Genomic DNA, 25,266 nt, shown 5'->3' on the forward strand with positions numbered 1-25,266 from the left:
CACGGTTTTTCGCGCGCGTCCGCGCGCGACGTTTCGCGGTCTCATCGAAAGTCCTGAAGGAAAAGCATGTCATTGAAGAAGTCCGCATCGTTCGCGATGCTTGCAGCACTCGCCGCCGTGTCTTTCTCGGCGCAAGCGAAGGAAATCACGCAAATCCGTTTCGCCGTCGATCCGTCCTATCCGCCGTTCGAATCCAAGCAGGCCGACGGCAAGCTCGCCGGCTTCGATATCGATCTCGGCAATGCGCTCTGCGCGCAGATGAAGGTCAAGTGCGTGTGGGTCGAAAACAATTTCGACGGCATGATTCCCGGCCTCAAGGCCCGCAAATTCGACGCCGTGTTGTCCGACATGGGCATCACCGAAGAGCGCCTGAAGCAGATCGATTTCACCGATCCGCTCTATGACACGCACGCGCAACTCGTCGCGCGCGCCGGCTCGGGCATCCTGCCGACGCCGCAGGCATTGAAGGGCAAGCGCGTCGGCGTCGAGCAAGGCACGGTGCAGGAGCGTTACGCGAAAGTGAAATGGGAGCCGCAAGGCGTGACCGTCGTGGCTTACGGCGATCAGGAACAGGTCGAGGCCGATCTCGTCGCGGGCCGCATCGACGCGATCTTCACCGACGCCGCGCAAGCCGCCATCGGCTTTCTGAAGAAGCCGCAGGGCAAGCCGTTCGCGCTCGTCGGCCCGATCGTCGAGGACAAGGCGATCATCGGTCCTGGCACGGCCATCGGTCTGCGCAAGGGCGACGCCGATCTGAAGAACGGCCTGAACAACGCGTTCGCCGAGATCAAGAAGAACGGCACGTTCAAGCGCATCATGGCGAAGTATTTCGAGACGGATATCTCGATCCAGTAAGCGCCGCCCGCCGCATTCGTTTTCGACCGGAAAGGCATCGTTCGCGATGCCTTTTCTTTTCGCTTTCGACGAGAGATACATCGAAGATGCAGGTTCATCATCATCCGCTCGTCGGCGCGTCGCTCGGCACAGGGCGCGCGATCACGAGCTATCGATTCGGTCCGCAAGACGGCGACGCGGCGCCGAAGGTCTATATCCAGGCTTCGCTGCATGCCGACGAATTGCCGGGCATGGTCGTCGCGTGGTATCTGAAGCGGCGCTTCGCCGAACTGGAAGCAGCGGGGAAGCTGAACGCGCGTGTCGTAGTCGTGCCGGTCGCGAATCCGGCGGGATTGAACCAGCATTGGTTCGGCACGCAAATGGGCCGCTTCGAGATGCGCTCGGGGCAGGACTTCAACCGGCGCTTTCCCGAGTTCGGCGCGGAATTGGCGCTCGAACTCAAGAACCGTCTGACGGGCGACGCGACGCGGAACGCTCGGCTCATCCGCGCGGCGCTGCGCGAGCATCTGGCGGCGCTCGAAGCGGCGACCGAGCTCGAATCGCAACGCATCGAGCTGATGAAACTCGCGTGCGACGCGGATCTCGTCATCGACCTGCATTGCGACTGGGAAGCCGTCGCGCATCTCTACACGACGCCCGGCGCGTGGCCCGCGATCGAACCGCTCGCGCGCTATCTCGGCAGCGAGGCGCAATTGCTTGCGGACGTGTCGGGCGGCGAGCCGTTCGACGAGGCGTGCACGGCGGCGTGGCGCTATCTGCGCGGTGCGCTCGGCGAGCGCTTTCCGATTCCGATGGGCGCGCAATCCGTCACGCTCGAACTGCGCGGCGTGCGGGACGTGTCGCACGAGATGGCGGCGCGCGATGCACAGGCGATCGTCGATTATCTGACGCACATCGGCATGATCGCAGGCGATGCGCCGAAGCCGCCGCCGCTGCGCAATCCCGCGACGCCGCTTGCGGGATGCGAGTACATCCACGCGCCGATGTCGGGCGTGATTCTGCATCGGCGCGAAATCGGCGAGCGGATTCGCGCGGGCGACGTCATCGCCGACGTGCTCGATCCGCTCGACGATCGCCTCGTGCCGCTCGTGGCGCAGACGGAAGGGCTGCTCTACGCGCGGCACTGGACGCGCTTCGCGACGGCGGGAATGCTGGTCGCGCGCATCGCGGGCGCGGACGCGGCGCGGCAGGGCGACCTGCTCGTGCCTTAGCTGCGCCTCGGTTGCGCGGCGGCGGGTACCATAGATTCGGCTGGCCTTACGTCATGGAGAACAAGAAACATGCTCAAGAACATCGATCCGCTGCTCAACGCGGACATCCTGCACGCGCTCTGCGCGATGGGTCACGGCGACGAAGTCGTGATCTGCGACGCCAACTTTCCCGCCGATTCCGTCGCGCGACAGACGGTGCTCGGGCGCGTGCTGCGGCTCGACGGCGTGAGTTCGCCGCGCGCGGTGCGGGCGGTGCTGTCGGTGCTGCCGCTCGATACGTTCGTCGATCATCCTGCTCAGCGCATGGAGGTCGTCGGCGACGCGGCCGCGCTGCCCGCCGTGCAACGCGAAGCGCAGCGTGAAGTCGATGACGCCGAGGGGCGCGCCGTGCCGCTGGCGTCGATCGAGCGTTTTGCCTTCTACGAGCGCGCGAAGAACGCGTATTGCGTGATCGCCACCGGCGAATCTCGGGGTTACGGCTGCTTCATCTTCAAAAAGGGCGTGCAGTTGGCGCCCGACGCGCCGGAGAAAAATTGACCGATCGACCTAGGGAATACCCTGTTGCTTTTTTGAAAACGTGTTGCGGTGCAGCGAGAAAGGCGTATAGTTAGGGTTATTCCCTAGCTACTTACCCTGAGAGACCCACATGAAAACCACCGCACAACAATCCCTGGTCGTTTCGTTCGGTTCCTGGCTGCGCGCGGCAAAGGCTGCGGTGCGTCGTGAGTGGAACCGTGCGCTGCAACTGCATCTCCAGAACTGCGAGATTCTCGTCGAATCGTATCGCCGCAAGTAAGCCGCGCGCGACAGCATCCCGGTCAAGAGCATCATCCGCAACGCCCCGGAAGTGAAGAGCTTCCGGGGCGTTGTCGTTTTCGCGCTTGACATGCAACCAAATGGTTGCATAATCCGTTCATGGATGACGATTCGGTTTTTCGCGCGCTCGCCGACGCGAGCCGCAGGCAACTGCTCGACCGGCTTCGCGAGGCGAACGGCCAGACGCTCGGCGATTTATGCGACGGCCTCGGCATGACGCGGCAGGCCGTGTCGAAGCATCTCGCGATACTCGAAGACGCGAATCTCGTGTCGACGCAGCGTCATGGCCGCGAGAAGCGTCATTTCCTTAATCCGGTGCCGATCCACGAGATCGCGCAACGCTGGATCAGCAAGTTCGAGCGTCCGCGGCTGGACGCTTTGTCCGACCTGAAACGCACGCTTGAAGGAGACGATCATGAGTAGCGACACGTTTGTGTATGTGACCTACATCCGCACGACGCCGGGAAAGCTGTGGGAAGCGCTGACGACGCCTGAGTTCGTTCGGCAGTACTGGTTCGGGATGCATCAGGAATCCGACTGGTCAGCAGGCTCCGCGTGGAAGATGCTGTTTTCCGATGGACGCGTCGCGGATGCCGGAGAAGTGCTCGAAGCCGAGCCGGGCAAACGCCTCGTGCTGAAATGGCGCAACGAATTTCGCGACGATCTGAAGGACGCGGGCTGGTCGCGCTGCACCTACGACATCGAGGCGCTCGGCGATGCGGTCAAGCTCACGGTCACGCACGTCAGCGAGAGCAAACCGTTCATCGAGGCCGTGTCGGGCGGATGGCCGAAGATTCTGTCGAATTTGAAGTCGTTGTTGGAGACGGGTTCCGTCGCGCTCGTCACGAAGTAACACGGCCATGAAAAACGGCGCGCTGTCCTCTCGGGCAGCGCGCCGTTTCGCTTCACGCGATAGAGCCGTCGATCAGATCGCCCAGCCGCCGAGATAGAAAACCGCGAGCACGACCGCGATCGCCACCGTGCCGACATTCAGCTTGCGCCATTCGCCCGCGACGATGCGGCCGATCACGAGCGTGCAAAAGCCGAGCATGATGCCCGTCACGATATTCGCCGACAGCACGATATACACCGCGCAAACGAGGCCCGACATCGTGTCGACCGTGTCCTCGAAATGCAGCTTGCTCACGTTGCCGAGCATCAGCAGGCCGACGTACATCAGCGCAGGCGCCGTCGCGTAGGAAGGCACGAGCGCGGCGAGCGGCGACAGGAACATCACCACCAGGAACAGCACGCCGACGACGCTTGCCGCGAGACCCGTCTTCGCGCCCGCCGCCACGCCCACCGACGATTCGATATACGCCGCAGCCGGCGCGCCGCCGAAGCAGGCGGAGAAGATCGAGCTGAGCGAATCGGCGGTCAGCGCGCGGCCGCCGTTGACGATGCGTCCGTTCTTGTCGATCTGGCCCGCTTGGCCCGCGACCGCGCGGATCGTGCCGGTCGCGTCGAACACGGCGGTCATCACGAGCGCGAGCACGCTCGGCAGTACGGCCATCGAGAGTGCTCCCTTGATGTCCATCGCACCGATCAGCGATGCATGGCCCGGCGCCGACAACGCCGGCAGCGCGAACACGCCATGAAAGCGCACGGACGGATCGAAGATCAGGCCGATCGCCGACAGGCCGATCACCACCAGCAGGATGCCGCCCGGCACGCGCCGGCGCTCCAGACCGAAGATCGCGGCGAGGCCCGCCACCGACATCAGCACCGGAAACGCCGTGATATGCCCGAGCGACACCGGCATGCCGGGCGCGGGATTCTTGATGATGAGCCCGACATCGTTCGATGCGATCAGCAGCAGGAACAAGCCGATGCCGATGCCCGTGCCGTGCGCGACGCCCGTCGGCAGATTGCGCAGGATCCACGAACGCACGCCGGTGACGGAGATCGCGGTGAACACGACGCCCATCAGGAACACGGCGCCGAGCGCGATGTTCGGCGTCAATCCCTTGCCGAGCACGAGACCGAAGGCCGTGAACGCAGTCAGCGAGATTGCGCAGCCGATCGCGATCGGCAGACGCGCCCACACGCCCATCAGCAGCGAGCCGAACGCGGTCGTGAGGCACACCGCGACGAACACCGCGCTCGTGTCGAAGCCGGCCTTGCCGAGCATGCCCGGCACGACGAACACGGAGTAGACCATCGCGAGGAACGTCGTAACGCCCGCGACGATCTCGCGTTTTTCCGTGCTGCCGGTTTTGGAAATGCCGAAATAGCGATCGAGAAATCCGCCGCTGGCGGTCTGAACGCTTTCCTCTCGTTCTGTGGGGGTGATGTCGATGTCGCCAAGCTGCTGGGCGGAGGATTCCAACATGAGCTGCTCCTTTATCAGCACGCTGAAACGGAACGCCGTGCGCCGCGCTTGTCAGCTCGCCGGCACCGCGGGTCCATCGTCAGGGTCGTCTCGTATGTAGTTCTGGATGAATGCCGGGTGACGCGCTCTGATGGCTGCACTCGGTCAGGACAGAGACTAGGGGAACAGAACGCGGGGTCCAATCCCATGAAAAACATGCCGCTCATGCCGAGCGGCTTATATGCCGCGAATCCCGCGCGGGGCGGGGCTCTCGCATGAGCGAAAAAAGGCCGGACTAGGGGAAACGCCTAGTCCGGACCGGGCCGCTATTTTACTCGTTCGACGTTGTAAGGCGCGTTACTGGATGACGCGCGACACGCCGCGTCCGCGCGGATCGGACATCGGTTCGGGCTTGTCGCCGTCGATGCGGATCGCCTGAATGTCGCCATTGAAGTTCTGCATCGTGAACTTGTAGCCCTTGTCTTCGAGCTGCTTGACGACGCTCGCGTCGAGCTGATGGAACGGCTCCTGATAGATCGTGTCCGGCGGCAGCAACTGATGATGGAATCGCGTCGCGCCGACGGCTTCCGCCAGCGGCATGTCGAAGTCGTACACGTTCGTGATGACCTGGAAAATCGACGTGAAGATGCGCGAGCCGCCCGGCGTGCCGATCACCATCGCGACCTTGTCGTCCTTCGTGAGGATGGTCGGCGTCATCGACGAAAGCGGACGCTTTTTCGGCGCGATGGCGTTCGCATCGCTGCCGACGACGCCGAACATGTTCGGCACGCCCGGCTTCGACGCGAAGTCGTCCATTTCGTCGTTGAGCACGACGCCCGTGCCTTCCGCGATCACGCCCGAGCCGAAATACCCGTTGATCGTGTACGTGTTCGATACCGCGTTGCCCCATTTGTCGACGACCGAAAAGTGCGTCGTTTCCGCCTTCTCGGGCATCGACGTGCCGAGTCCCGGCTGCACGCTCTTCGTGTCCGAAGGCTTGTCGGGATTGACTTCCTGCGCACGCTTCAGGATGTAGTCGTCGTTGGTGAGCTGCGCGACCGGCACCTTGTAGAAGTCCGGATCGCCGAGATATTGCGCGCGGTCCGCGAACACGCGCTTCTCGATTTCGGCCACGAGATGGATGTACTGCGCGGAATCGAGCGGCACGTCCTGGAACTTGTCCTTGAGGTCGGCCTTCATCTTGAGCAACTGCACGAGGCCGACGCCGCCGGAGCTCGGCGGCGGCGCGGTGATCACGCGATAGCCGTTCCAGCTCGCCGTGATCGGCTGACGCCACACCGCCTTGTAGTCCTTCAGGTCGCGCGTCGTGATGAGGCCGTGGCCTTCCATCGACTTGGCGATCAGCTCGGCGGTTTCGCCTTCGTAGAAGCCTTTCGCGCCTTTATCGGAGATGCGCTGCAAGGTCTTGGCGAGATCCGGCTGCTTGAACACCTGACCGGCCTTCATGCCGCCGAAGTACAGATCGAAGTTGGTCTTGCCGGCGAACTCCTTCGATGCGTTGTCGCGTCGCGAGACGAGCTGATCGTCGACTTCGAAGCCGTCCTGCGCGTACTTGATGGCCGGCGCGAGCACCTGTTTCCACTTCAACTTGCCGAAGCGCTTCTGCGCTTCCCACATGCCCTGGACCGTGCCCGGCACGCCCACCGCGCGATGCCCGATGAGGCTCATGCCCTTGATGACCTCGCCCTTGTCGTCGAGATACATGTTGCGCGTGGCCGAAAGCGGCGCGCGCTCGCGATAGTCGAGGAAGTACGGACGATGATCGACGTAGAGCGTCATGAAGCCACCGCCGCCGATATTGCCCGCTTCCGGATACGTCACGGCGAGCGTGAAGGCGATCGCGACGGCCGCATCGACCGCATTGCCGCCCAGCTTGAAGATTTGTTCCGCGGTGTCGGCGGCGTATTTGTCGGCGACCGCGACAGCCGACGCGGTCAGCACCGCCGGCTGATTGTCGGTGGTTTTTGCGTAAGCCGGCGCCGTCTCGACGAATCCCGCCGTCATGAGCGCCGACGCGACGATGGCGCCGAGTGCGACCGAGCGGATGCGAAGTTCCTTTTTCAAAAGCATCTCCTGCGTTCTCCTTTATTGCATGCGACGAAAGACCAGCGCTTTATATACCACGAGCCGCGCGACGCTCAGGGCATCAACTGGCCGCCGTTCACGTCGATGATCTGGCCCGTCACATAGCGCGACATCGCTTCCGACGCGAGATAGAGGAACGCGCCGCTGCAATCGTCCGGCTCGCCGATGAAGCCCATCGGAATTGCCTTGCGGAAGGATTCGAGTTGTTCCGGCGATGTGAAGCGCTCCTGAAACGGCGTCTGGATCACGCCGGGCGCGACCGCATTCACGCGGATGCGATCCGGCATCAGTTCCTTCGCCATGCCCTTGGTGATGGTGCTGACGAAGCCCTTCGACGCCGCGTAGAGGAGCGCGCCCGGCCCGCCGCCGTTGCGCGCCGCCACCGATGTCACGTTGATGATCGAGCCGCCGCCGCCCGAGCGCAGCGACGGCAGCGCCGCGCGCGTGAACGCGACGACCGAGCGCGCGTTGATGTGCATGATCTCGTCGAAGAGCTCGTCGCTCGCGGACGCGATCGGCTCGCGTTTCACGAGACTGCCCGCGTTATTGATGAGCACGTCGATCTTGCCGAAGGTATCGGCGACTTGCGCGACGGCGGCATCGATGGCTTTTGAATCGCGCACATCCGCGCCGACGGTGATCGCCGTGACGCCGAGCGCGCGCACGTCCTTCGCGACTTCCTCGGCCTTGTCTTTCGAGCTGTTGTAGTGCACCGCGACATTCGCGCCGTATTGCGCGAACGCCCGCGCCGCCGCCGCGCCTATGCCGGTGCTCGCGCCGGTGATGAGAATCGACTTGCCTTTCAGATCGTGCATGTGTGCTCCGTATGGATGAGGGTTTGAAGCGGGCGCAACAGACGAGAGTATGAAACGGAAAACCGATCGGCGGCCGAGTGGCGCGCGGTGCGTCAGTCCTCCGCGAGAGGCGCTTCTTCGGCGGCCTCGAACGAATAGTGCTCGACCACGCGCTTCACCGAACTTCGGAACGATGCGACGAGATCGGAGCGGATGCCGCTGCTCGGATACGACAGCACGTATTCATACTCGATGTCGGTCTCGAACGGCCGCACGACCACGCCGTGCGCGCGCCAGACCTTGGCCGCGAACGGCTCGACGATCGAAATGCCGAGCCCGCCCGCCACCATCGCGTAACGCGTGTGCGCCGTGTCGGTGAAAACGGTGTAACGCGGCCGGTCTTCCGTCGATGAAATCAGCGATTGCTCCGCCTCGTACGGCTGGCGCGCGTTCGGCAGCCAGCCGATGAGCTTTTCGCCGCGCAAGTCGGAAGGGCGCACGATCTTCTTCTTCGCGAGCTTGTGCGTCGTGGGCATCGCGCACGACGCGCGCGCCTTGAGCAGCGTCTCCACCTCGATGCCCGCGACCGCCGGAAACGCCAGGCTCAACGCGACATCGGCCTTGTGGTTCTGCAGGTTCACCAGCACTTCCGGCACTTTCACCGAATCGACCTTGATCGGCACGCCGGGATGACGTTCGGTGAAATCGGCGAGTACGGGCGGCAAAAGCGTGGTCGCGAGCACGGGCATGCATGCGACCGTGAGGCTGTCTGAAGCTTCCTCGCGAATCATTGCGGCGACCTGCTTCAAGCGCTCCAGGCCGAGGAAGTTTTCCTCGACGGACTTGTAGAAGCGCAGGCCGGCGGTCGTCGGATTGAGACGGCCGCCGATGCGCGAGAACAGGCTGAAGCCGAGATCGGCTTCGAGATCGGCGATCAGGCGGCTGATTGCGGGCTGCGTCACATGGAGTTTTTTTGCTGCGCCGACACTGGTGCCGGTCATGATGAGGCTGCGAAATGCCTCGATCTGGCGGAAACGGATCATCTTTCGGACGGCTCTAAAGCGGCGGTTATACGGCGACGCAATCTTATAGGAAACAAACACTTGCTGCCTTAACCCTGTTCAGCTAACCAAAGCCCGAAAGTGCGTTAAACCAACAAATTGAACGACTATTCGAAAAATTTAGTGACTATAAGCACATGTGAGTGGCATCCGTCTTATTGATACGAAATACTCGCCGCCAGCCTGAAGCACGAATGAAAGCGTCTACGTAAGAAATATCCGCCAGACGCGCGGTTTTCAACGAGTTATCGGCATTGGCGCGCCGACAGAAGATAGAAAGCAATACGTTAGATTCTCCGGGCTTGAAGCTGCTTTGTTTATCCCAACGGCGATAAACGATCCGCTACACGAAGGACTGCCAAATTTCGAAAGCCCGGCGAAAGGCAACAATCGATAAACGAGACAGGAAAGAGGATTCCCCATGACGTTTTTTGCCGTTCCCCACGCATCGATCCAACGCACGAAACTCGCCGCCGCCGCGGCGCTGCTCGCGTTCTCCGCGCTGAACGCGTCGGCCGCCATCGTGCCGCCGGGTGTTGCGCTCGCCGCGAAGCAGGAACTCGTGCGCAACAACGGCTCGGAGGTCGAGACGCTCGATCCGGCGCTGGTCGAAACCGTGGTGGCGGCCAACGTCTCGCGCGACCTGTTCGAGAGCCTGACCGCGACGAATTCGGACGGCACGGTCGTGCCCGGTGTCGCGGAAAAATGGGAACAGAAGGACGCGACGACCTGGATTTTCCATCTGCGCAAGAACGCCCGCTGGTCCAATGGCGACGCCGTCACCGCAAACGATTTCGTGTACGGCTGCCAGCGCTTCCTCGACCCGAAAACGGCGTCGTCGTATGCGAGCGTGTACGGCCCGTTCCTGCTGAACGGCGCGGATATCGCCGCGGGCAAGAAGCCGGCGAGCGCGCTCGGGGTGCGCGCCATCGACGCGAGCACCGTCGAAATCAAGACCGCCGGACCCGTGCCGTTCCTGCCGGAACTGATGTCGAATCCGAACCTCGGGCCGGTGCATCGCGCGACGATCGAGAAATTCGGCAAGGAATGGACGAAGCCGGGCAACATCGTCAGCAACGGCGCGTTCCAGTTGAAGGACTGGCAGGTCAACAGCAAGCTCGTGCTGACGAAGAACGCGAACTACTGGGACAAGGCGAACGTTCAACTGACGCAAGTCACGTATCTGCCGGTCGAAGACGAGAACACCGACGTCAAGCTGTTCCAGTCCGGCGAGAACGACATGACGTATCAGCTTCCGACCGGCACCTATGCGAAGTACAGCCAGCAGTTCCCGAAGGACATCCGCAACTCGCTGATTCTCGGCACGCGCTACTACAGCTTCAACAATCGCGATCCGCTGCTGAAGGACGTGCGCGTGCGCAAGGCGCTCTCGATGGTCATCGACCGCGACCTGCTCGCGCAACGCGTGACCGCCGATGGTCAGACGCCGCTTTACGGCCTGCTGCCGAAGGGCGTGAGCGGCGCCGACGTGTCGAACTACGAATGGGCGACGTGGCCGATGGCCAAGCGGGTCGAGGAAGCCAAGAAGCTGCTCGAACAGGCGGGCGTGAAGCCCGGAACGAAGCTGCGATTCGCGATGAACACGAGCGATTACAACAAGAAGATGGCGATCTTCGTCGCATCGGAATGGAAGTCGAAGCTCGGCCTCACGATGGACATCGAATCGATGGAGTTCAAGGTGCTGTTGAAGAAGCGCCATGAAGGCGACTATCAGATCGCACGCAACGGCTGGGTCGCCGATTACAACGACGCGACGACCTTCCTCACGCTCGTGCAATGCAAGTCGGAGCAGAACGACAATTTCAGCTGCAACCCGAAGGCCGACGCGCTCATCAAGGAAGCCGGCGAAACCACGGATCAAGCCAAGCGCACGCAGTTGCAGACGCAGGCCGCGAAGATCGTAATGGACGACTATCCGATGCTGCCGCTCCTGCAATACGGCCTGCCGCGCCTCGTGAAGAGCTACGTCGGCGGATACTCGCTGAAGAATCCGATGGATCATTACGGCAGCAAGGATCTCTACATCGTCAAGCACTGACGGCAAGGAGCCTTTCATGTGGTCCTATACCTTGCGGCGCGTGTTGCTCACGCTGCCGACGCTGCTGATCGTCGTGACGATCTGCTATCTGCTCCTGCACGCAACGCCGGGCGGTCCGTTCGATGGCGAGCGCAAGATTCCGGCGGAAGTGCTCGCGAATCTGCAGGCGAAGTATCACCTCGACGAGCCGCTGTGGAAGCAGTATGTGTTCTATCTTCGAGACCTTCTGCACGGCGATCTCGGTGCGTCGTTCCGTTATGCCGACTGGAGCGTGAACGATCTCGTGCTTCGTGCGCTGCCGGTGTCGCTGACGATCGGCGGCGTGTCGATGCTGCTTGCCATCGTGATCGGCGTCGCGCTCGGCATCGCCGCGGCACTGCGCCGCAATAGCATCGCGGACTATGTGCTGATGCTCGCCAGCAACGCGGGCAATGCGTTCCCGTCGTTCGTGCTCGGGCCGGTGTTGATCCTCGTCTTCGCGATCCTGCTCAAGTGGCTGCCCGCGGGCGGCTGGAACGACTTCCAGTTGCGCTATATGGCGCTGCCCGTCGCGCTGCTCGTGATGATCAACGTCGCCACGGTCGGCCGCGTGACGCGCGCGAGTCTGATCGAAGTGCTGAACACGAACTACATCCGCACCGCGCGCGCGAAAGGCTTGCCGATGCGCACCATCGTGCTGCGCCATGCGCTGAAGCCGACGCTCATTCCTGTCGTCTCGGTGATCGGCCCGCTCGCGATCTCGTCGATCACGGCGGCGGTCGTCACGGAATCGGTGTTCTCGCTGCCGGGCATCGGCAAGCTGATCGTGAACGGCGCGGCCAATCGCGATTACACGCTCGTGCTCGGACTCGTCGTGCTCGTCACGGTGGTGGCCGTGCTGCTCAACCTGCTGGTCGATCTCGCGTATGCGTGGCTCGATCCGAAGATTCGTTACTGAAAGGGCGCGCGATGAAATCTGCTTCTCTTGCACCGATGCTCGAAAAGGCGGTCGCCGGCCGCAGCCCGTGGCAGGACGCGCGCGCGCGTTTCCTGCGCAACAAGGCGGCGGTCGTGAGTCTCGTGCTGCTCGTGCTGATCACGCTCGCGTGCATCGTCGGACCGTGGTTGTTGCCGAACGAATTCGATTCGACCGACTGGAACGCGACGAGCGTCGCGCCGACGCTCGCCAACTGGCATCTGTTCGGCACCGACGACACTGGCCGCGATCTGCTCGTGCGCTGCCTGATCGGCGGGCGCGTGTCCCTGATGATCGGCGCGCTCGCCACGCTCACGTCGGTGACGCTCGGCATCCTGTGGGGCGCGGTCGCGGGCTTCGTCGGCGGACGCGTCGATAACGCGATGATGCGTATCGTCGACATGATGTACGCGATTCCGTATCTGCTCATCGCTATCCTGATGGTGACGCTGCTCGGCCGCGAGTTCTATCTCGTCGTCATCATCATCACGATCTTTTCGTGGATGGACATGGCGCGCGTCGTGCGCGGCCAGACGCTGTCGATCCGCTCCAAGGAATATGTCGAAGCGGCGCGCGCGATCGGCGTGCCGACGCGGCGCATCATCGCGCGGCATGTGGTGCCGAATCTGCTCGGCATCGTCGCGATCTATACGACTGTCACCGTGCCTGCCGTCATCCTCACGGAATCCGTGCTGTCGTTCCTCGGCCTCGGCGTGCAGGAACCGATGACGAGTTGGGGCGTGCTGATTCAAGACGGCGTCGGCGTGATGGAGTCGTCGCCGTGGATTCTGCTGTTCCCGGCGGCGCTGCTCTCGATCACGCTTTACTGCATCAACTTTGTCGGCGACGGGCTGCGCGACGCGCTCGATCCGAAGGACAGGTGAGCCATGCCGCTACTCGAAGTCAACGATCTGCAAGTCGAATTCAGGACGCACGACGCCGCCGTGCGCGCCGTCAACGGCGTGAATTTCACGCTGGAAGAGGGCGAGACGCTCGGCATTGTCGGCGAGTCGGGCTCGGGCAAGAGCCAGAGCGTGCTCGCGATGCTCGGCCTGCTCGCATCGAATGGGCGCGCGAGCGGACGCGCGATGTATCGCGGCGAGAATCTCATCGGCATGACGAATCGCGCGATGAACCGCATCCGCGGCAATCGCCTGTCGATGATCTTCCAGGATCCGATGAGCTCGCTCAATCCGTATCTCACGATCGAGCGGCAGATGACCGAAGTGCTCGAACTGCACAAGAACGTCACGCGCCGCGAAGCGAAGAGGCGCGCAATCTCGTTGCTCGAAGCCGTGCGCATTCCCGAGGCCGCGCATCGCATCGGGCAGTATCCGCACGAGTTGTCGGGCGGCATGCGTCAGCGGGTGATGATCGCAATGGCGTTGCTGTGCGAGCCCGAAGTGCTGTTCGCCGACGAGCCGACCACCGCGCTCGACGTCACCGTGCAAGCGCAGATTCTGCAATTGTTGCGCAATCTCCAGCATGACTTCGGCACGTCGATCGTATTGATCACGCACGATCTCGGCGTCGTCGCCGGCTTGTGCGAAAAAGTCATGGTGATGTACGGCGGGCGTGTGATGGAACAGTGCGATGCGAACACGTTGTTCGCGCAGCCTTCGCATCCGTACACGGTCGGCCTGTTGCGCGCGTTGCCGCGTCTCGATCACGACGGCGGCGAGCTGACCGGCATCCCCGGCAATCCGCCGAACATGGCCCATCCGCCGGCGGGCTGTCCGTTCCACGAACGATGCGCCGATGCAAGCGATGAATGCGCCGTCGATGCGCCCGCGCTGAAGGCGATCGGACCGGGCTGGCTGCGGGCCTGTCATCGTCCGGTTCATCTGATCAAGAAGGAAGCGAGCCATGTCTGACGCGACGATTCTCTCCGTGCGCGACATGCGCGTGCATTTTCAGGTGAAGCCGAAGAACCGTCTGCCGTGGGCGGCGCGCCGCACGCTAAAGGCCGTCGACGGCGTGAGCTTCGATCTCAAGGCGGGCGAGACGCTCGGCGTCGTCGGCGAATCGGGTTGCGGCAAGTCCACGTTGTCGCGCGCGATCCTCAATCTCATTCCCGCGACGAGCGGCGACATCGTGTGGATGGGCGCGCGCTTGTCGGGCGCTTCGACGCGTGAATGGCATCGCGTGCGCGGCGACGTGCAGATGATCTTTCAGGACCCGCTCGCATCGCTCGATCCGCGCATGACGATCGGGCAGATCATCGCGGAGCCGCTCGTCGAGCATCGGCCGGGCATGAACACGCGCGAAGTCGAAGAACGCGTGCGCGCGATGATGGCCAAGGTCGGTCTGCGCGAGCAGATGATCAACCGCTATCCGCACGAGTTTTCGGGCGGGCAGTGTCAGCGCATTGGCATTGCGCGGGCGCTGATCGTCGAGCCGAAGCTCGTCATCTGCGATGAACCGGTGTCCGCGCTCGATGTGTCGATTCAGGCGCAGATCGTCAATCTGCTGAAGTCGCTGCAAAAAGAGATGAAGCTCGCGCTTATCTTCATCGCGCACGATCTGGCCGTGGTGCGGCACATCTCCGATCGCGTGATGGTGATGTATCTCGGCCGCGTGATGGAGCTCGCGGAGAAGCACGCGCTCTATGACACGCCGCGCCATCCGTATACGCGGGCGTTGCTGTCGGCGGTACCGGTACCCGATCCGGCCGTCGAGCGCGCAAAGACCGTGCAGATTCTGTCGGGCGACATTCCGAGCCCGATCGATCCGCCTTCGGGCTGCGTGTTTCATACGCGCTGTCCGATGGCCGACGCGCGTTGCGCACGCGAAGTACCGGTGTTGCGCGCGCTTGGTGAGAGTTCGTCGGCCGCCTGTCTGTATGCGATGGCCCCGGCGTAAAGGGACACTTTCTCTTTTACTAGCGCGTCCCTGAACGGACCGTTCGTGCCGATCCTTCGCGATCGACGGGTACGGTTCACTTTGTCGAGTAATTCGGAATCCTTTCTAGTTGTTCATTTCATGTTGTTTGCGGGTCGAGTCAGTGGAGATACTTTTCATGAAAAAACAAAAAACGTCAGCGGCATTGTCCATTTTGCTTTTCGGCGCTTATATCGCCGCAGCCGTTCCGGCACATGCGCAACAGGCGCCGACGCAGGCCGCGCAGGCGCAGCAGCCATCCGCCGACGATGATCTGCTCACGCGTCAAAAGGCGCTGGCACCGGATTCGCCGCCCAACACGGAAGCCGATGCGCCCGTCAGCAATCAGGCGAAATCGAAGGGATTCATCGAGGATTCGCACTTGAATCTGTTGATGCGGTCCTTCACAGAGCATGACGAATTCAAGGGCGCAGGCAAGAAGGACGCGTGGGTCCTCGGTGCGCAGGCCGTGTTCGAGTCGGGCTATACGAAAGGGCTGATCGGCGTGGGTGCGGACGTGTCGCTCTTCGGTGCGTTCAAGCTGAACGGCGGGCAGGGCGCGGGCAATCGCGTGCACGTTTCCTCGAGCGGCGACCCGAGCGGCGCGAACCAGCTCGCGTGGGCGTATCCGGGCGTGTGGGACGTGAAGGCGCGCGTGTCGAACACGGTGCTTAAATACGGTCAGCAACTCTTCGATAACCCGTTCCTCGTGCCGCACGACAACCGCGCGTTGCCGCCGACGTATCGCGGCTTCTCGCTTGCCAGCGACGAGATCAAGAACCTGACGCTCAAGGCCGGCACGGTCGATGGCGTGATCGCGCGCGGCATGACGACCGTCACCGGCCTCACGACGGAATACGGCGGCACGCACGTCTCGCAGTTCACGTACTTCGGCGGCGACTGGACACACGGTGACGATACGGCCGTCTCGCTCTACGGCAGCGTCGCGAACAACGTATGGCAGCAGTACTACCTGACGGCGACGCAGAGCATCGGCGATCCGAAGAGCATCCGCTGGACGGGTTCGTTGAACTACTACTACACCGGCGCGATCGGCGACAAGCGTCAAGGGTCGATCAACAATAACGCGTATTCGCTCGCGCTCGCCGGCACGCACGGCGCGCATACGGTGCAGTTCGCGTTCCAGCAGATCGTGAGCGATCAGACGTTCGACTACATGGGGCAATCTGCGGGCGATTATCTGTCGAATTCGCTCGATGTCGACTACAACCAGCCGCATGAAAAATCGGTGAGCCTGTCGTATTCGCTCAACCTCAAGGAATACGGCCTGCCCGGCGCGAAGTTCGCGTTGTGGGGTGCTTACGGCTGGGGCGCGGATGGCAGCGCGATGGCTAACGGCGACAGCGCTCAGGCGGCTAACTATCTGGTGAACGGCAAGCCGATCAGCGGTACGCACTACGAAATCGGCGTGATCCCGAGCTACACGATTCCCGACGGCAAGTTCAAGAACACGTCGATCAAGTTCTACTACATGCATCATCACAGCAATAGCGCGTACTATCCGGACGGCACGAGCGACGTCTACCGGCTGATGGTCAATGTCCCTGTGAACGTGTTCTGAAAACGCCTAAAAACACCGCAGCGTAAACCCTACAAAAATACCCGTTTACATTACGTTTAACTTTCATTTATAAAGAGAAGGCGTGCTGCGGATTGCCATGTCTCGCCCACGCTCATCGCCCGGCAGGTCTCCCTCTGCCGGGCTTTTTTTCGTCTGTACGATCCGCGCTCACTGCAGCTTTCATGCGCTTACACCGTTTCATCCTCTAAGTGAAAACCCCGCCATTTCTTTCGCTTGACTTACTTGATATATCACATACTGTGTATATGCGCGCAGCATGAATGGGCGTCGCGGGAGGCGTCGTTCGACGTCCGCATACACAAGGCATATTTGCCAAGGAGACAGGCATGGGAATGAACCAGATGGGCCGCGATGACAAGGCGTCGCGCCTCGCGTCGCCGTGGGTGCAGTTGGTTTTCGGCGTGATTTGCATGGCGATGATCGCGAACATGCAGTACGGCTGGACGCTCTTCGTCAATCCGATCGACGAGAAGTACCACTGGGGCCGCGCGGCCATTCAGGTGGCGTTTACGATCTTCGTCGTGACGGAGACATGGCTCGTGCCTATCGAGGGTTATCTCGTCGACAAGTACGGTCCAAGGCCGGTGGTGGTCGGTGGCGGGCTGCTATGCGCGATCGCGTGGGCGATCAACTCGGTGGCGTCGTCGCTGCCGCTTCTGTACTTCGCCGCGGCGGTCGGTGGCGTGGGTGCGGGCGCGGTGTACGGCACGTGCGTCGGCAACGCGCTCAAGTGGTTCCCGACGCGGCGCGGACTTGCTGCGGGCATCACGGCGGCAGGCTTCGGGATGGGTTCCGCCGCGACCGTCGTGCCGATCGCGCACATGATCAAATCGAGCGGCTATGAAGCGACGTTCCTGTGGTTCGGTCTCGGCCAGGGCCTCGTGGTCTTCCTGCTCGGCATGGCGCTCTATGCGCCGCCCGCGCAGTTGCTCGCGACGGTGAAGAGCACGGTCAAGGCCGCGGTCTACAACGCGAGTCCGAAGCAGGTGCTGCAGTCGCCGATCTTCTGGGTCATGTATCTGATGTTCGTGATGATGGCCGCCGGCGGCCTGATGGCGACCGCGCAGCTCGGTCCGATCGCGAAGGACTTCGGCTTGCACGATTCGCCCGTGTCGATACTCGGCTTGACCTTGCCCGCGCTGACCTTCGCGCTCACGATCGACCGCGTGCTCAACGGTCTGACGCGGCCGTTCTTCGGTTGGGTCTCGGATCGCATCGGACGGGAAAACACGATGTTCGTCGCGTTCGCGATCGAGGCGGTGGGCATCGTCGCGTTGTCGAAGTACGGGCATAGCCCGATCGCGTTTGTCGTGCTGACGGGCATCGTGTTCTTCGCGTGGGGCGAAATCTACAGTCTCTTCCCGGCGACGTGCGGCGATACCTTCGGTCCGAAGTTCGCGGCGACGAACGCGGGCCTGCTGTACACGGCGAAGGGCACGGCGGCGTTGCTGGTGCCGTTCTCGAGCGTCATCACGACGATGACCGGCAGCTGGCACGCCGTGTTCATGCTTGCGGCGGGGATGGCGGCGATATCGGCGCTGCTCGCGCTTTTCGTGCTGAAGCCGATGCGCAATGCACATTCGCAGACCCAGCAAAGTCTCATGCAACAAGGGCTAACCAAAACGAACCAGATATCTTCCTGAAATTAGCCTGGTTTTCACTGTCGTCCGCGAACGTCCTTGTGCCGGTTCGTGGCCGAGCAGTGCTCGTGTGAAGGTCCTCTCCGCGCGTCTTCGGCTGAAGCCGCGCGGAGAAGGGAGCGGGTCAAACGGACCGCCGCTTCGGCAACTTATTAATTTGTGTCACACCGCGTTACAATTCCGCCTTCCACATAGCCGGCATTCATGAGAACGCTGGGACAAGCTTTTAATAAGAACGGCCGAGAGGACAGTAATAATTTCCTGCTGTTGCGTCTTATCGCCGCTTCGCTCGTTGTCTATGGGCATTCGTTCGCGCTTGCCGCCACGACCAACGGTCTCAGAGATTTCACGACGTCGATCCTGCATTACCGATATTCGGGCGATCTCGGTCTGCATATCTTTTTCGTCATCAGCGGATTTCTCATCACGTTCAGCTTCGATCGTCGGCACAGCGTGAAAGACTTCGTCATCTCGCGCGCCCTGCGTCTGTTCCCGGCGCTGGTCGTTTGCATGGCGCTGCTCGCCTTCGTGCTCGGACCGTCGTTGACGACGCTTTCGCGCGGAATCTACTTCGAGTCACCCGAGACGTACGGCTTTGTCTGGCGCAACGCCTCTCTGTATGAGTATGCCGAGCGCTTGCCCGGCGTCTTCACGGACAATCACGCGCGGAACGCCGTGAACGGAACGCTGTGGAGCATCTGGGTCGAGGTCCGGCTTTACGTCCTGGTACTGGTGTTCGGCGCGCTCGGCGCGCTTCGCAGTCGATGGGTCGCTAACCTCTGCATCGCCGCCCTGGTCGCGATCGGACTCTTCGCGCCGACCTACATGCCGTTCATCACGGGCGATCCGTCCAACCTTCGCGTTGCCGTGTTTTTCGCCGCTGGTGTCTTTCTCTACGTCAACCGGGATTTCATCCCGCTGAACCGCCAGGGTCTCTTCGCGCTGCTGCTTGCGGCGGTGCTTTCCTACCGTCAGCCGGCGTTCGAGATTGCCTGCGGCGCGGTGATTGCCTATGGCGTGTTCATGATCGCCTTCGCGCCAAAGCTCAATCTCGGACCCATCGAAGACTATTCGTACGGGATCTATCTCTATGGCTGGCCGATTCAGCAGGTCGTGAATCACTTCTATCCGGACGGCTCCGCGCTACAGATGATGCTGATCGCGCTGCCCGGTTCCTGGCTCGCGGGCGCGCTCTCTTGGTATTTGATCGAGAAGCAGGCGCTCGGATTGAAGGCGAGGTATTCGGGCGCCAAAAAGGCGAAGGCCGCGGGCGGCGTTGCGCTGTGATGACGATGATCCTTGCGACCCGGCTTGTCGCCCGCCTCGCGCCATCGAATCAGAACCGCGTGCCGACGCTGCAGCCGCCGAAGCCGCCGCCGTTGGTGGCAAAGCCGCTGCATCCGAAGAGGCCGCAGCCGGAAAGGGCGAGCAAAGCGGCGATGAGCGTCGCCGCGGCGCAAAGAGAACGAAGGTGCTTCATGGCGGGATCGGAATCGGAATCGGGAAAGCCGGACGCGATTCTCGCGGAACCCTCGCTTCCCGATGTCAAAATCCGTCGCCGTCTCAACCTGGCTTGCCATCCGCGCGCGGCTTGAAGAGCGGCGCGGCATAAGCGGCGACGTAGAGCCCGAACGCAAGAACCCAGCACGACCCAGCCGCAAAGACCCACGTCGAATGCCACGAAGGCGCGACGAGCGGCCCGAGCACGCGCAGTGCGCCCGCTGACATCACGAGCGCGTAGCACGCGACATCGCGGGTGTCCGCGACGAGCGGCCGTCCGGTATGCCCGCGCGCGGTGCGCGTGATCATCGCGATGATCGCGCCGCCGATCGCGCCAGCCGCGAACGCATGCATCGCGAGACTGTGCGGCACGCGTGTCCATCCGAGCGCCGACAGCGCGAGCAGTGCGAAGCCGAGCGGCAGCCACGCATAAGCGAGATGCAGGATCGCGAGAATCGGCCGGCCGCGCACCGCGTACGAGCGCCAGCCGATCATCCGCGCGAGATGCACGCCGCAGGCCAGCAAGGCGATCGGCGCGACGATCGCGCCATCGAGCGCGAAGGCGTCCGCGACAAACGCCGCGATCGTGAGCGGCGCGGCCATCAACTCGACGAAGCGCCAGCGCCGTGCGATGAAACCGGGCATTGCATTGGCGGTGAACATCGGGATCACGCGTCCGCCGATCACGCCGACGAGCAACACGACGATGCCCGCCGACGCACACACCGCGCGCATCGCGAGATCGGGGCGCGCGTCGATGGCGAACGCGTGGAACGCGGCGTTCAGCGCGCCGAACGCGAACACAACGACCGCGATGAAGTAGTTGCGCCGGTTGCCCGCCTCGACGAGCACCCGCAGCAGCAGAATCGCGGCGACCGGCAGGAACGCGCTATCGACGATCGCCGCCGGCAGCGCCGGGCCGCTCCACACGAGCACGCGCCCGGCGAGCCACAGCAGCACGAGCGATGCGAGTGTCGCGCCCTTGGCCGTGTCGCGTCCGGTCCACGCGCGCACGGCCGTCAGCAGAAAGCCGGCGACGATCGCCGCCGCGAACCCGAACACCATCTCGTGCGCGTGCCAAGCGACCGGATCCGCGCGCAGCAGATAGCCGCCGAAGAGCGGCACGCCCGACAGCACCAGTAGCCACACCGTCACCGAGAGCGCGCCGAACGCCGCGCCGCACAGGTAGAACGGCCGGAAGCCGAGATCGAACAGCGCGAAACGCGGCCGATGCTCCGGCGAACGCTTCTGCGGCGTCGCGATGAAAACGGTGTCGGGTTCTGCGATCTTCATGTTGTCCTCAATGCGGGATCGGCTGCTTGACCGGATCGCCATCGCCGACGATCGCGAACACGAGCAGCTTTGCCGGCTTCGTCGCGCTCGCATTCTTCGACACGATGTGATGCGCGCCCGGCGGTTCGTACCACGATTCGCCGGGGCCATACGTCTTCGCGCTTCCGCCTTCGAGCTGCGAAGTCACGCGGCCCTCCAGCACGTAAGCGAAGATCGACCCCGGATGCATGTGCGCCTCCGACGACTGTCCCGGCTTGTACGAGACGGTCGCCATCAGCACGTTCTTGCCGGCCACTTCCGGCACGGCCTGCTTGATCATCGGCGTGACGAGTTCCGCGCCCGCCGCGTCGTGCGCGCCGGCGCTCGCTGCACCGATCATCAGCGCGGCCGCCAGCACGAGAATTTCGCGCTTTCTCATGTCGATGCCCTCACGCCGGCAGCTTGCGGAAAGCGATCGCGAAACGGTTCCAGCTATTGATCGCGGAAACGAGCAGCGTCAGGTCGACAATTTCATCGTCGCTGAAATGGGGCTTCACGGCTTCCCACACGGCATCGGGTACGTGGTCTTGCGACACCAGCGTCAACGCCTCGGTCCATTCGAGCGCGGCGCGTTCGCGATCGGTGAAGAACGGCGTCTCGCGCCAGACAACGACCGTCGCCAGCCGCCGATCAGTTTCGCCGCCCTTGCGCGCATCGGTCGTATGCATGTCGACGCAAAACGCGCAGCCGTTGATCTGCGATGCGCGCAGCCGTACCAGTTCGGTCAGCGATTTCTCGAGCGCGGACTTCGCGATGCGCTCCTCGACGCCGACCAGCGCCTTGATTGCTGCGGGATTGGCTTTGTAGAAGTCGAGACGGGGTTCCATTTGCGTATCCTCTTTGCCTGGGTTCTGAAAGTGCGCCAGATCGGCGCGGCAAGAGCAGATTAGGCGTCTGGCTGGCCTTTTGAAATGGCCGGTTTCTACAAAATCGAGGTAACCACTTGCAAAGGCTGGAACGCGCAAAAAAACCCGCGGCCAAATGCGCCGCGGGTCGAGGGCCGCACCACGCACGGAATCAGTCGAGCGCGGCGGCCGGGCCGAAGAACTCGTAGCGGCTCTGCGCTTCGGGCACGCCGAGCGCCTTCAGATGCTTCTTCACCGCCTTCATGAACGCCTTCGGCCCGAGGAAGTAGGCATCGACATCGCGGTTCTTCGGCAGCCACGTATCGAGCAGCGTTTCGTCGACAAAGCCGATGCCGTGCGCTTCGAGATCGCCATCGCGCTTGTGCTCGTAGCAGTAGAAGCGCTTCAGTTGCGGATGGCGCGCCGCCAGTTCCTCGATCGCCGCACGGAACGCGTGCACGCCGCCGTGCCGCGCCGAGTGGATGAAGTGCACCGGGCGTTGCGTTTTGAGCGCGGCTTGCAGCATCGCGAGCGTCGGCGTGATGCCGACCCCGCCGCTGATGAGCACGAGCGGCTTGTCGTTGTGTTCGAGCTTGAAGTCGCCTGCGGGCGGATAGAGATCGAGCACGCTGTTTTCGCCGACGTGTTCATGCAGGAAATTCGACACCTTGCCATTCGCCTCACGCTTCACGCTGATGCGATATTCGCGGCCGTTCGGTGCGGCCGAGAGCGAGTAGTTGCGGCGCAGTTCCTCGCCGTCGATGAACAGGCGCAAGCCGATGTACTGACCCGGATGGAAGTCGAGCAGCGCGCCGCCGTCTTCCGGCACGAGATAGAAGGACGTGATCTCGTCGCTTTCCTTCTCCTTGCGCGCGACGACGAAACGCCGCGTGCCGCGCCAGCCGCCCGGCGCGTTTTCGCGCTCGCTGTAGATGCCTTCCTCGAGTCCGATCAGCAGATCCGCAAGTTGCCCATAGGCCGCGGCCCACGCCTCGATGACGGCGTCGGTGGCGATTTCCGCGCCGAGCACCTCACGGATCGACGCGAGCAGGCAGCGTCCGACGATCGGATAATGTTCCGGCTGGATGTCCAGCGCGACGTGCTTGTTGATGATCTGGCCGACGAGCCCGCCGAGCTTCTCCAGTTCGTCGATGTGCCGTGCGTACATCAGCACGCCGTTGGCGAGCGCGCGTGGTTGCGCGCCGCTTGCCTGGTGCGCCTGGTTGAACATCGGGCGGACCTCGGGATACTCGCTGAGCATCTTGTTATAGAAGTGCGTGGTGAGGGCTTCGCCGCCGCTTTCCAGAAGGGGAACGGTCGCTTTGACGATGGCACGGTGTTCTGCTGACAGCATTGTTCGTTTCCTCGTGTGATAAAGGCGAAAGCAGGGCGCTTTCGCGTCTGAATTCTTCGGCAGAATCTATACACGATCCGTGCCAGAGTAGAATCGTCGATAAATCAATCGTTTATTATCAAACATGGTCGATTCGACTCTAGTCAAAAGGACTGCTGACGTAGTCGCAATGACTTCACGCGTGCTGCTCGATGCGCTCGTTCCGCTTATCGAGGACCTGTCGAGCGAGATGCCCGACACCGAGCGCTACCGCCGTTTGCTGCACACATCGCGCGCGCTGTTTCCGAGCGATGCGTCCGCGCTCTTGCGGCTCGACGGCGACACGCTCGTGCCGCTCGCCATCGACGGTCTTTCGGGCGATACGCTCGGCCGGCGCTTTCGCGTGAGCGACCACCCGCGGTTCGCACGCATTCTCGCGCGCGCTGAACCGACGCGCTTCGCCGCCGGCTCGGACTTGCCCGATCCCTACGACGGACTGGTCAAGGGCGTGAGCGGCGGTCTGGAGGTGCACGATTGTCTAGGCTGCCCGCTCGTCATCAACGGGCGCGCGTGGGGCTTGCTGACGCTCGACGCGCTCGATCCCGCGCGCTTCGACGGCATCGACATGGCTTCGCTGCAGGCGTTCTTGAGTCTCGCGGCGGCGACCGTGAGCGTCGCCGAGCGCATCGATGCGCTCGCGAAATCGAGCGAGGCCGAGCGTCAGCGTGCGGAGGTGTATCGGCAGGCGAGCGGGCCGCGCAGGCGCGAAATGATCGGCAGCAGCGAGCCGCATAACCGCTTGCAGGAAGAGATTGCGATCGTCGCGTCGAGCGATCTGACCGTGCTCATCACCGGCGAGACGGGCGTCGGCAAGGAGCTCGTCGCGAGCGAGATTCACGCGCTTTCGCCGCGCGCCGACAAACCGCTCGTCAGCCTGAATTGCGCGGCGCTGCCCGATACGCTCGTCGAAAGCGAGCTCTTCGGGCATGTGCGCGGTGCGTTTTCGGGCGCGTCGTCGGACCGGCGCGGGAAGTTCGAACTCGCCGATGGCGGCACGCTCTTTCTCGATGAAGTCGGCGAGCTGCCGCTGCCCGTGCAGGCCAAGCTGCTGCGCGTGCTTCAGAACGGCCAGTTGCAGCGGATCGGCTCGGACAGCGAGCACAAGGTCGACGTGCGGCTCATTGCCGCCACCAATCGCGATCTCGCCGAGGAAGTGCGTGAAGGGCGCTTTCGCGCGGACTTCTATCATCGGCTGTCGGTGTATCCGCTCGTCGTGCCGCCGTTGCGCGAACGCGGACGCGACGTCTTGCTGCTCGCCGGCTACTTTCTCGAAGAGAACCGCTCGCGCCTCGGCCTCCTGAGCCTGCGTCTTTCCGCCGATGCGCAAGCCGCGCTGCTCGCGTATCGCTGGCCCGGCAACGTGCGCGAACTGGAGCATCTGATCGGACGCAGCGCATTGAAGGCGCTCGCGGCGCATCGCGAACGTCCGCGCATCCTCACGCTCACCGCCGCCGACCTCACGCTCGCCGGCGACACCGCACTGGCCGCCGATGCCGCGACGCGCGTCGAAGCCGCGCCGCTGCCCGCGCCGGGCGCCGACTTCCGCGACGCCGTGACGGCCTACGAACGCACGCTCATCCTCGACGCGTTGAAGCGTCACAACCAGAACTGGGCGTCGGCGGCGCGCGAGCTCGGTCTGGATCGCGCGAATCTCAATCGCCTCGCCAAGCGCCTCGGGCTCAAATGAGCAACACCTCGTTCATCTCGAAAGGATGGACATGGCCGCGCAAAGCGACTATCTACAGTCCTTAGCAGATCGGGTCGACGTCGTTGCTCGTCTCAAAAAGATGCGGTTCATTGTTCGAACGCAAAAAACACTCGGATTTGTCACGCGCATCGATGTGACAGATTGAGACAATCTCTGAGTTGGGAAAAACGGGCGATCTCTTCTAAGATCAGAAAAGC

The 25,266-nt window shown here is 62.9% G+C and carries 24 protein-coding genes; 15 read left to right on the forward strand and 9 right to left on the reverse strand.

What is annotated here, in order from left to right; genetic code table 11:
* Positions 1 to 66 precede the first annotated feature (66 nt).
* From BG60_RS15635 to BG60_RS15655, 6 genes are all read left to right on the forward strand, one after another.
* Positions 67 to 855, forward strand: coding sequence for an ABC transporter substrate-binding protein (locus BG60_RS15635; RefSeq protein WP_008353160.1), 789 nt, complete (start codon positions 67 to 69; stop codon positions 853 to 855).
* Positions 856 to 941: 86 nt separating this feature from the next.
* Positions 942 to 2,066, forward strand: a complete 1,125-nt coding sequence (locus tag BG60_RS15640) for a succinylglutamate desuccinylase/aspartoacylase family protein (RefSeq protein ID WP_008353162.1) — start codon at positions 942 to 944, stop codon at positions 2,064 to 2,066.
* Between the two features lie 69 nt (positions 2,067 to 2,135).
* A complete protein-coding gene (locus BG60_RS15645) occupies positions 2,136 to 2,603 on the forward strand; it encodes an RbsD/FucU family protein (protein ID WP_008353164.1) in 468 nt (155 codons plus the stop codon).
* A 109-nt stretch (positions 2,604 to 2,712) separates the two neighbouring features.
* Positions 2,713 to 2,862 (forward strand): hypothetical protein, encoded by a 150-nt coding sequence (locus tag BG60_RS38745; RefSeq protein ID WP_157695790.1) that lies wholly within the window; start codon positions 2,713 to 2,715, stop codon positions 2,860 to 2,862.
* A gap of 119 nt (positions 2,863 to 2,981) precedes the next feature.
* Complete coding sequence (locus BG60_RS15650) at positions 2,982 to 3,305, forward strand: ArsR/SmtB family transcription factor (RefSeq protein WP_008353166.1); 324 nt, start codon at positions 2,982 to 2,984, stop codon at positions 3,303 to 3,305.
* On the forward strand, positions 3,298 to 3,735 hold the full coding sequence (locus tag BG60_RS15655) for an SRPBCC family protein (RefSeq protein ID WP_008353168.1): 438 nt from the start codon (positions 3,298 to 3,300) through the stop codon (positions 3,733 to 3,735). Before BG60_RS15650 ends, BG60_RS15655 begins: the two co-directional genes overlap by 8 nt.
* A 72-nt stretch (positions 3,736 to 3,807) precedes the next feature.
* Here BG60_RS15655 and BG60_RS15660 read toward each other — a convergent pair whose 3' ends face one another.
* The 4 genes from BG60_RS15660 to BG60_RS15675 all read right to left on the reverse strand — a co-directional run bounded on the left by BG60_RS15660 (position 3,808) and on the right by BG60_RS15675 (position 9,136).
* Complete coding sequence (locus BG60_RS15660; RefSeq protein ID WP_008353171.1) at positions 3,808 to 5,214, reverse strand: NCS2 family permease; 1,407 nt, start codon at positions 5,212 to 5,214, stop codon at positions 3,808 to 3,810.
* Positions 5,215 to 5,550: 336 nt separating this feature from the next.
* Positions 5,551 to 7,218 (reverse strand): gamma-glutamyltransferase, encoded by a 1,668-nt coding sequence (gene ggt / locus BG60_RS15665; protein ID WP_372492488.1) that lies wholly within the window; start codon positions 7,216 to 7,218, stop codon positions 5,551 to 5,553.
* A gap of 134 nt (positions 7,219 to 7,352) precedes the next feature.
* Positions 7,353 to 8,114 carry an SDR family NAD(P)-dependent oxidoreductase gene (locus BG60_RS15670; protein WP_008353174.1) on the reverse strand — a complete coding sequence of 254 codons (762 nt, stop codon included), beginning with the start codon at positions 8,112 to 8,114 and terminating at the stop codon, positions 7,353 to 7,355.
* Positions 8,115 to 8,206: 92 nt separating this feature from the next.
* Positions 8,207 to 9,136 (reverse strand): LysR substrate-binding domain-containing protein, encoded by a 930-nt coding sequence (locus BG60_RS15675; protein WP_008353175.1) that lies wholly within the window; start codon positions 9,134 to 9,136, stop codon positions 8,207 to 8,209.
* A 439-nt stretch (positions 9,137 to 9,575) separates the two neighbouring features.
* Between BG60_RS15675 and BG60_RS15680 the strand changes: the two genes are divergently transcribed.
* The 8 genes from BG60_RS15680 to BG60_RS15715 all read left to right on the forward strand — a co-directional run bounded on the left by BG60_RS15680 (position 9,576) and on the right by BG60_RS15715 (position 19,578).
* Positions 9,576 to 11,213: a peptide ABC transporter substrate-binding protein gene (locus BG60_RS15680; RefSeq protein WP_008353176.1), complete on the forward strand. Its 1,638-nt coding sequence runs from the start codon at positions 9,576 to 9,578 to the stop codon at positions 11,211 to 11,213.
* Positions 11,214 to 11,229: 16 nt separating this feature from the next.
* Positions 11,230 to 12,150 (forward strand): oligopeptide ABC transporter permease OppB, encoded by a 921-nt coding sequence (gene oppB, locus BG60_RS15685; protein ID WP_008353177.1) that lies wholly within the window; start codon positions 11,230 to 11,232, stop codon positions 12,148 to 12,150.
* A gap of 11 nt (positions 12,151 to 12,161) precedes the next feature.
* A complete protein-coding gene (locus tag BG60_RS15690; protein WP_051996515.1) occupies positions 12,162 to 13,052 on the forward strand; it encodes an ABC transporter permease subunit in 891 nt (296 codons plus the stop codon).
* A 3-nt stretch (positions 13,053 to 13,055) separates the two neighbouring features.
* Complete coding sequence (locus BG60_RS15695; RefSeq protein ID WP_008353179.1) at positions 13,056 to 14,042, forward strand: ABC transporter ATP-binding protein; 987 nt, start codon at positions 13,056 to 13,058, stop codon at positions 14,040 to 14,042.
* The gene (oppF, locus tag BG60_RS15700; protein WP_008353180.1) at positions 14,035 to 15,030 is read left to right on the forward strand and encodes a murein tripeptide/oligopeptide ABC transporter ATP binding protein OppF; all 996 of its coding nucleotides are present in this window, start codon (positions 14,035 to 14,037) and stop codon (positions 15,028 to 15,030) included. The genes BG60_RS15695 and oppF overlap by 8 nt, the downstream gene beginning before the upstream one ends.
* 157 nt (positions 15,031 to 15,187) lie before the next feature.
* Positions 15,188 to 16,630 (forward strand): OprD family outer membrane porin, encoded by a 1,443-nt coding sequence (locus tag BG60_RS15705; RefSeq protein WP_008353181.1) that lies wholly within the window; start codon positions 15,188 to 15,190, stop codon positions 16,628 to 16,630.
* A gap of 347 nt (positions 16,631 to 16,977) precedes the next feature.
* A complete protein-coding gene (gene oxlT, locus BG60_RS15710) occupies positions 16,978 to 18,294 on the forward strand; it encodes an oxalate/formate MFS antiporter (RefSeq protein ID WP_008353183.1) in 1,317 nt (438 codons plus the stop codon).
* A 201-nt stretch (positions 18,295 to 18,495) separates the two neighbouring features.
* The gene (locus BG60_RS15715) at positions 18,496 to 19,578 is read left to right on the forward strand and encodes an acyltransferase family protein (protein WP_033537053.1); all 1,083 of its coding nucleotides are present in this window, start codon (positions 18,496 to 18,498) and stop codon (positions 19,576 to 19,578) included.
* Between the two features lie 49 nt (positions 19,579 to 19,627).
* Here BG60_RS15715 and BG60_RS39025 read toward each other — a convergent pair whose 3' ends face one another.
* The 5 genes from BG60_RS39025 to hmpA all read right to left on the reverse strand — a co-directional run bounded on the left by BG60_RS39025 (position 19,628) and on the right by hmpA (position 23,322).
* On the reverse strand, positions 19,628 to 19,771 hold the full coding sequence (locus tag BG60_RS39025) for a hypothetical protein (RefSeq protein ID WP_167561851.1): 144 nt from the start codon (positions 19,769 to 19,771) through the stop codon (positions 19,628 to 19,630).
* Between the two features lie 83 nt (positions 19,772 to 19,854).
* Positions 19,855 to 21,084 (reverse strand): NnrS family protein, encoded by a 1,230-nt coding sequence (locus BG60_RS15725; protein WP_008353189.1) that lies wholly within the window; start codon positions 21,082 to 21,084, stop codon positions 19,855 to 19,857.
* A gap of 7 nt (positions 21,085 to 21,091) precedes the next feature.
* On the reverse strand, positions 21,092 to 21,502 hold the full coding sequence (locus tag BG60_RS15730; protein WP_008353191.1) for a cupin domain-containing protein: 411 nt from the start codon (positions 21,500 to 21,502) through the stop codon (positions 21,092 to 21,094).
* Positions 21,503 to 21,512: 10 nt separating this feature from the next.
* The gene (locus BG60_RS15735) at positions 21,513 to 21,950 is read right to left on the reverse strand and encodes a carboxymuconolactone decarboxylase family protein (protein WP_008353193.1); all 438 of its coding nucleotides are present in this window, start codon (positions 21,948 to 21,950) and stop codon (positions 21,513 to 21,515) included.
* Positions 21,951 to 22,140: 190 nt separating this feature from the next.
* The gene (gene hmpA / locus BG60_RS15740) at positions 22,141 to 23,322 is read right to left on the reverse strand and encodes an NO-inducible flavohemoprotein (RefSeq protein WP_008353194.1); all 1,182 of its coding nucleotides are present in this window, start codon (positions 23,320 to 23,322) and stop codon (positions 22,141 to 22,143) included.
* Between the two features lie 124 nt (positions 23,323 to 23,446).
* Between hmpA and norR the strand changes: the two genes are divergently transcribed.
* Positions 23,447 to 25,048, forward strand: a complete 1,602-nt coding sequence (gene norR, locus BG60_RS15745; RefSeq protein ID WP_033537052.1) for a nitric oxide reductase transcriptional regulator NorR — start codon at positions 23,447 to 23,449, stop codon at positions 25,046 to 25,048.
* The last annotated feature ends 218 nt before the right edge of the window (positions 25,049 to 25,266 follow it).

Origin of the sequence: Caballeronia zhejiangensis (assembly GCF_000698575.1) — a bacterium.
In the GTDB taxonomy this organism is placed as follows: domain Bacteria; phylum Pseudomonadota; class Gammaproteobacteria; order Burkholderiales; family Burkholderiaceae; genus Caballeronia; species Caballeronia zhejiangensis.

Excerpts from the sequence above, each read along its gene's own strand:
- BG60_RS15635 (WP_008353160.1), top strand. The coding sequence starts at position 67 with ATGTCATTGAAGAAGTCCGCATCGTTCGCGATGCTTGCAGCACTCGCC.
- BG60_RS15640 (WP_008353162.1), top strand. The coding sequence starts at position 942 with ATGCAGGTTCATCATCATCCGCTCGTCGGCGCGTCGCTCGGCACAGGG.
- BG60_RS15645 (WP_008353164.1), top strand. The coding sequence starts at position 2,136 with ATGCTCAAGAACATCGATCCGCTGCTCAACGCGGACATCCTGCACGCG.
- BG60_RS38745 (WP_157695790.1), top strand. The coding sequence starts at position 2,713 with ATGAAAACCACCGCACAACAATCCCTGGTCGTTTCGTTCGGTTCCTGG.
- BG60_RS15650 (WP_008353166.1), top strand. The coding sequence starts at position 2,982 with ATGGATGACGATTCGGTTTTTCGCGCGCTCGCCGACGCGAGCCGCAGG.
- BG60_RS15655 (WP_008353168.1), top strand. The coding sequence starts at position 3,298 with ATGAGTAGCGACACGTTTGTGTATGTGACCTACATCCGCACGACGCCG.
- BG60_RS15660 (WP_008353171.1), bottom strand. The coding sequence starts at position 5,214 with ATGTTGGAATCCTCCGCCCAGCAGCTTGGCGACATCGACATCACCCCC.
- ggt (WP_372492488.1), bottom strand. The coding sequence starts at position 7,218 with ATGACGGCGGGATTCGTCGAGACGGCGCCGGCTTACGCAAAAACCACC.
- BG60_RS15670 (WP_008353174.1), bottom strand. The coding sequence starts at position 8,114 with ATGCACGATCTGAAAGGCAAGTCGATTCTCATCACCGGCGCGAGCACC.
- BG60_RS15675 (WP_008353175.1), bottom strand. The coding sequence starts at position 9,136 with ATGATCCGTTTCCGCCAGATCGAGGCATTTCGCAGCCTCATCATGACC.
- BG60_RS15680 (WP_008353176.1), top strand. The coding sequence starts at position 9,576 with ATGACGTTTTTTGCCGTTCCCCACGCATCGATCCAACGCACGAAACTC.
- oppB (WP_008353177.1), top strand. The coding sequence starts at position 11,230 with ATGTGGTCCTATACCTTGCGGCGCGTGTTGCTCACGCTGCCGACGCTG.
- BG60_RS15690 (WP_051996515.1), top strand. The coding sequence starts at position 12,162 with ATGAAATCTGCTTCTCTTGCACCGATGCTCGAAAAGGCGGTCGCCGGC.
- BG60_RS15695 (WP_008353179.1), top strand. The coding sequence starts at position 13,056 with ATGCCGCTACTCGAAGTCAACGATCTGCAAGTCGAATTCAGGACGCAC.
- oppF (WP_008353180.1), top strand. The coding sequence starts at position 14,035 with ATGTCTGACGCGACGATTCTCTCCGTGCGCGACATGCGCGTGCATTTT.
- BG60_RS15705 (WP_008353181.1), top strand. The coding sequence starts at position 15,188 with ATGAAAAAACAAAAAACGTCAGCGGCATTGTCCATTTTGCTTTTCGGC.
- oxlT (WP_008353183.1), top strand. The coding sequence starts at position 16,978 with ATGGGAATGAACCAGATGGGCCGCGATGACAAGGCGTCGCGCCTCGCG.
- BG60_RS15715 (WP_033537053.1), top strand. The coding sequence starts at position 18,496 with ATGAGAACGCTGGGACAAGCTTTTAATAAGAACGGCCGAGAGGACAGT.
- BG60_RS39025 (WP_167561851.1), bottom strand. The coding sequence starts at position 19,771 with ATGAAGCACCTTCGTTCTCTTTGCGCCGCGGCGACGCTCATCGCCGCT.
- BG60_RS15725 (WP_008353189.1), bottom strand. The coding sequence starts at position 21,084 with ATGAAGATCGCAGAACCCGACACCGTTTTCATCGCGACGCCGCAGAAG.
- BG60_RS15730 (WP_008353191.1), bottom strand. The coding sequence starts at position 21,502 with ATGAGAAAGCGCGAAATTCTCGTGCTGGCGGCCGCGCTGATGATCGGT.
- BG60_RS15735 (WP_008353193.1), bottom strand. The coding sequence starts at position 21,950 with ATGGAACCCCGTCTCGACTTCTACAAAGCCAATCCCGCAGCAATCAAG.
- hmpA (WP_008353194.1), bottom strand. The coding sequence starts at position 23,322 with ATGCTGTCAGCAGAACACCGTGCCATCGTCAAAGCGACCGTTCCCCTT.
- norR (WP_033537052.1), top strand. The coding sequence starts at position 23,447 with ATGGTCGATTCGACTCTAGTCAAAAGGACTGCTGACGTAGTCGCAATG.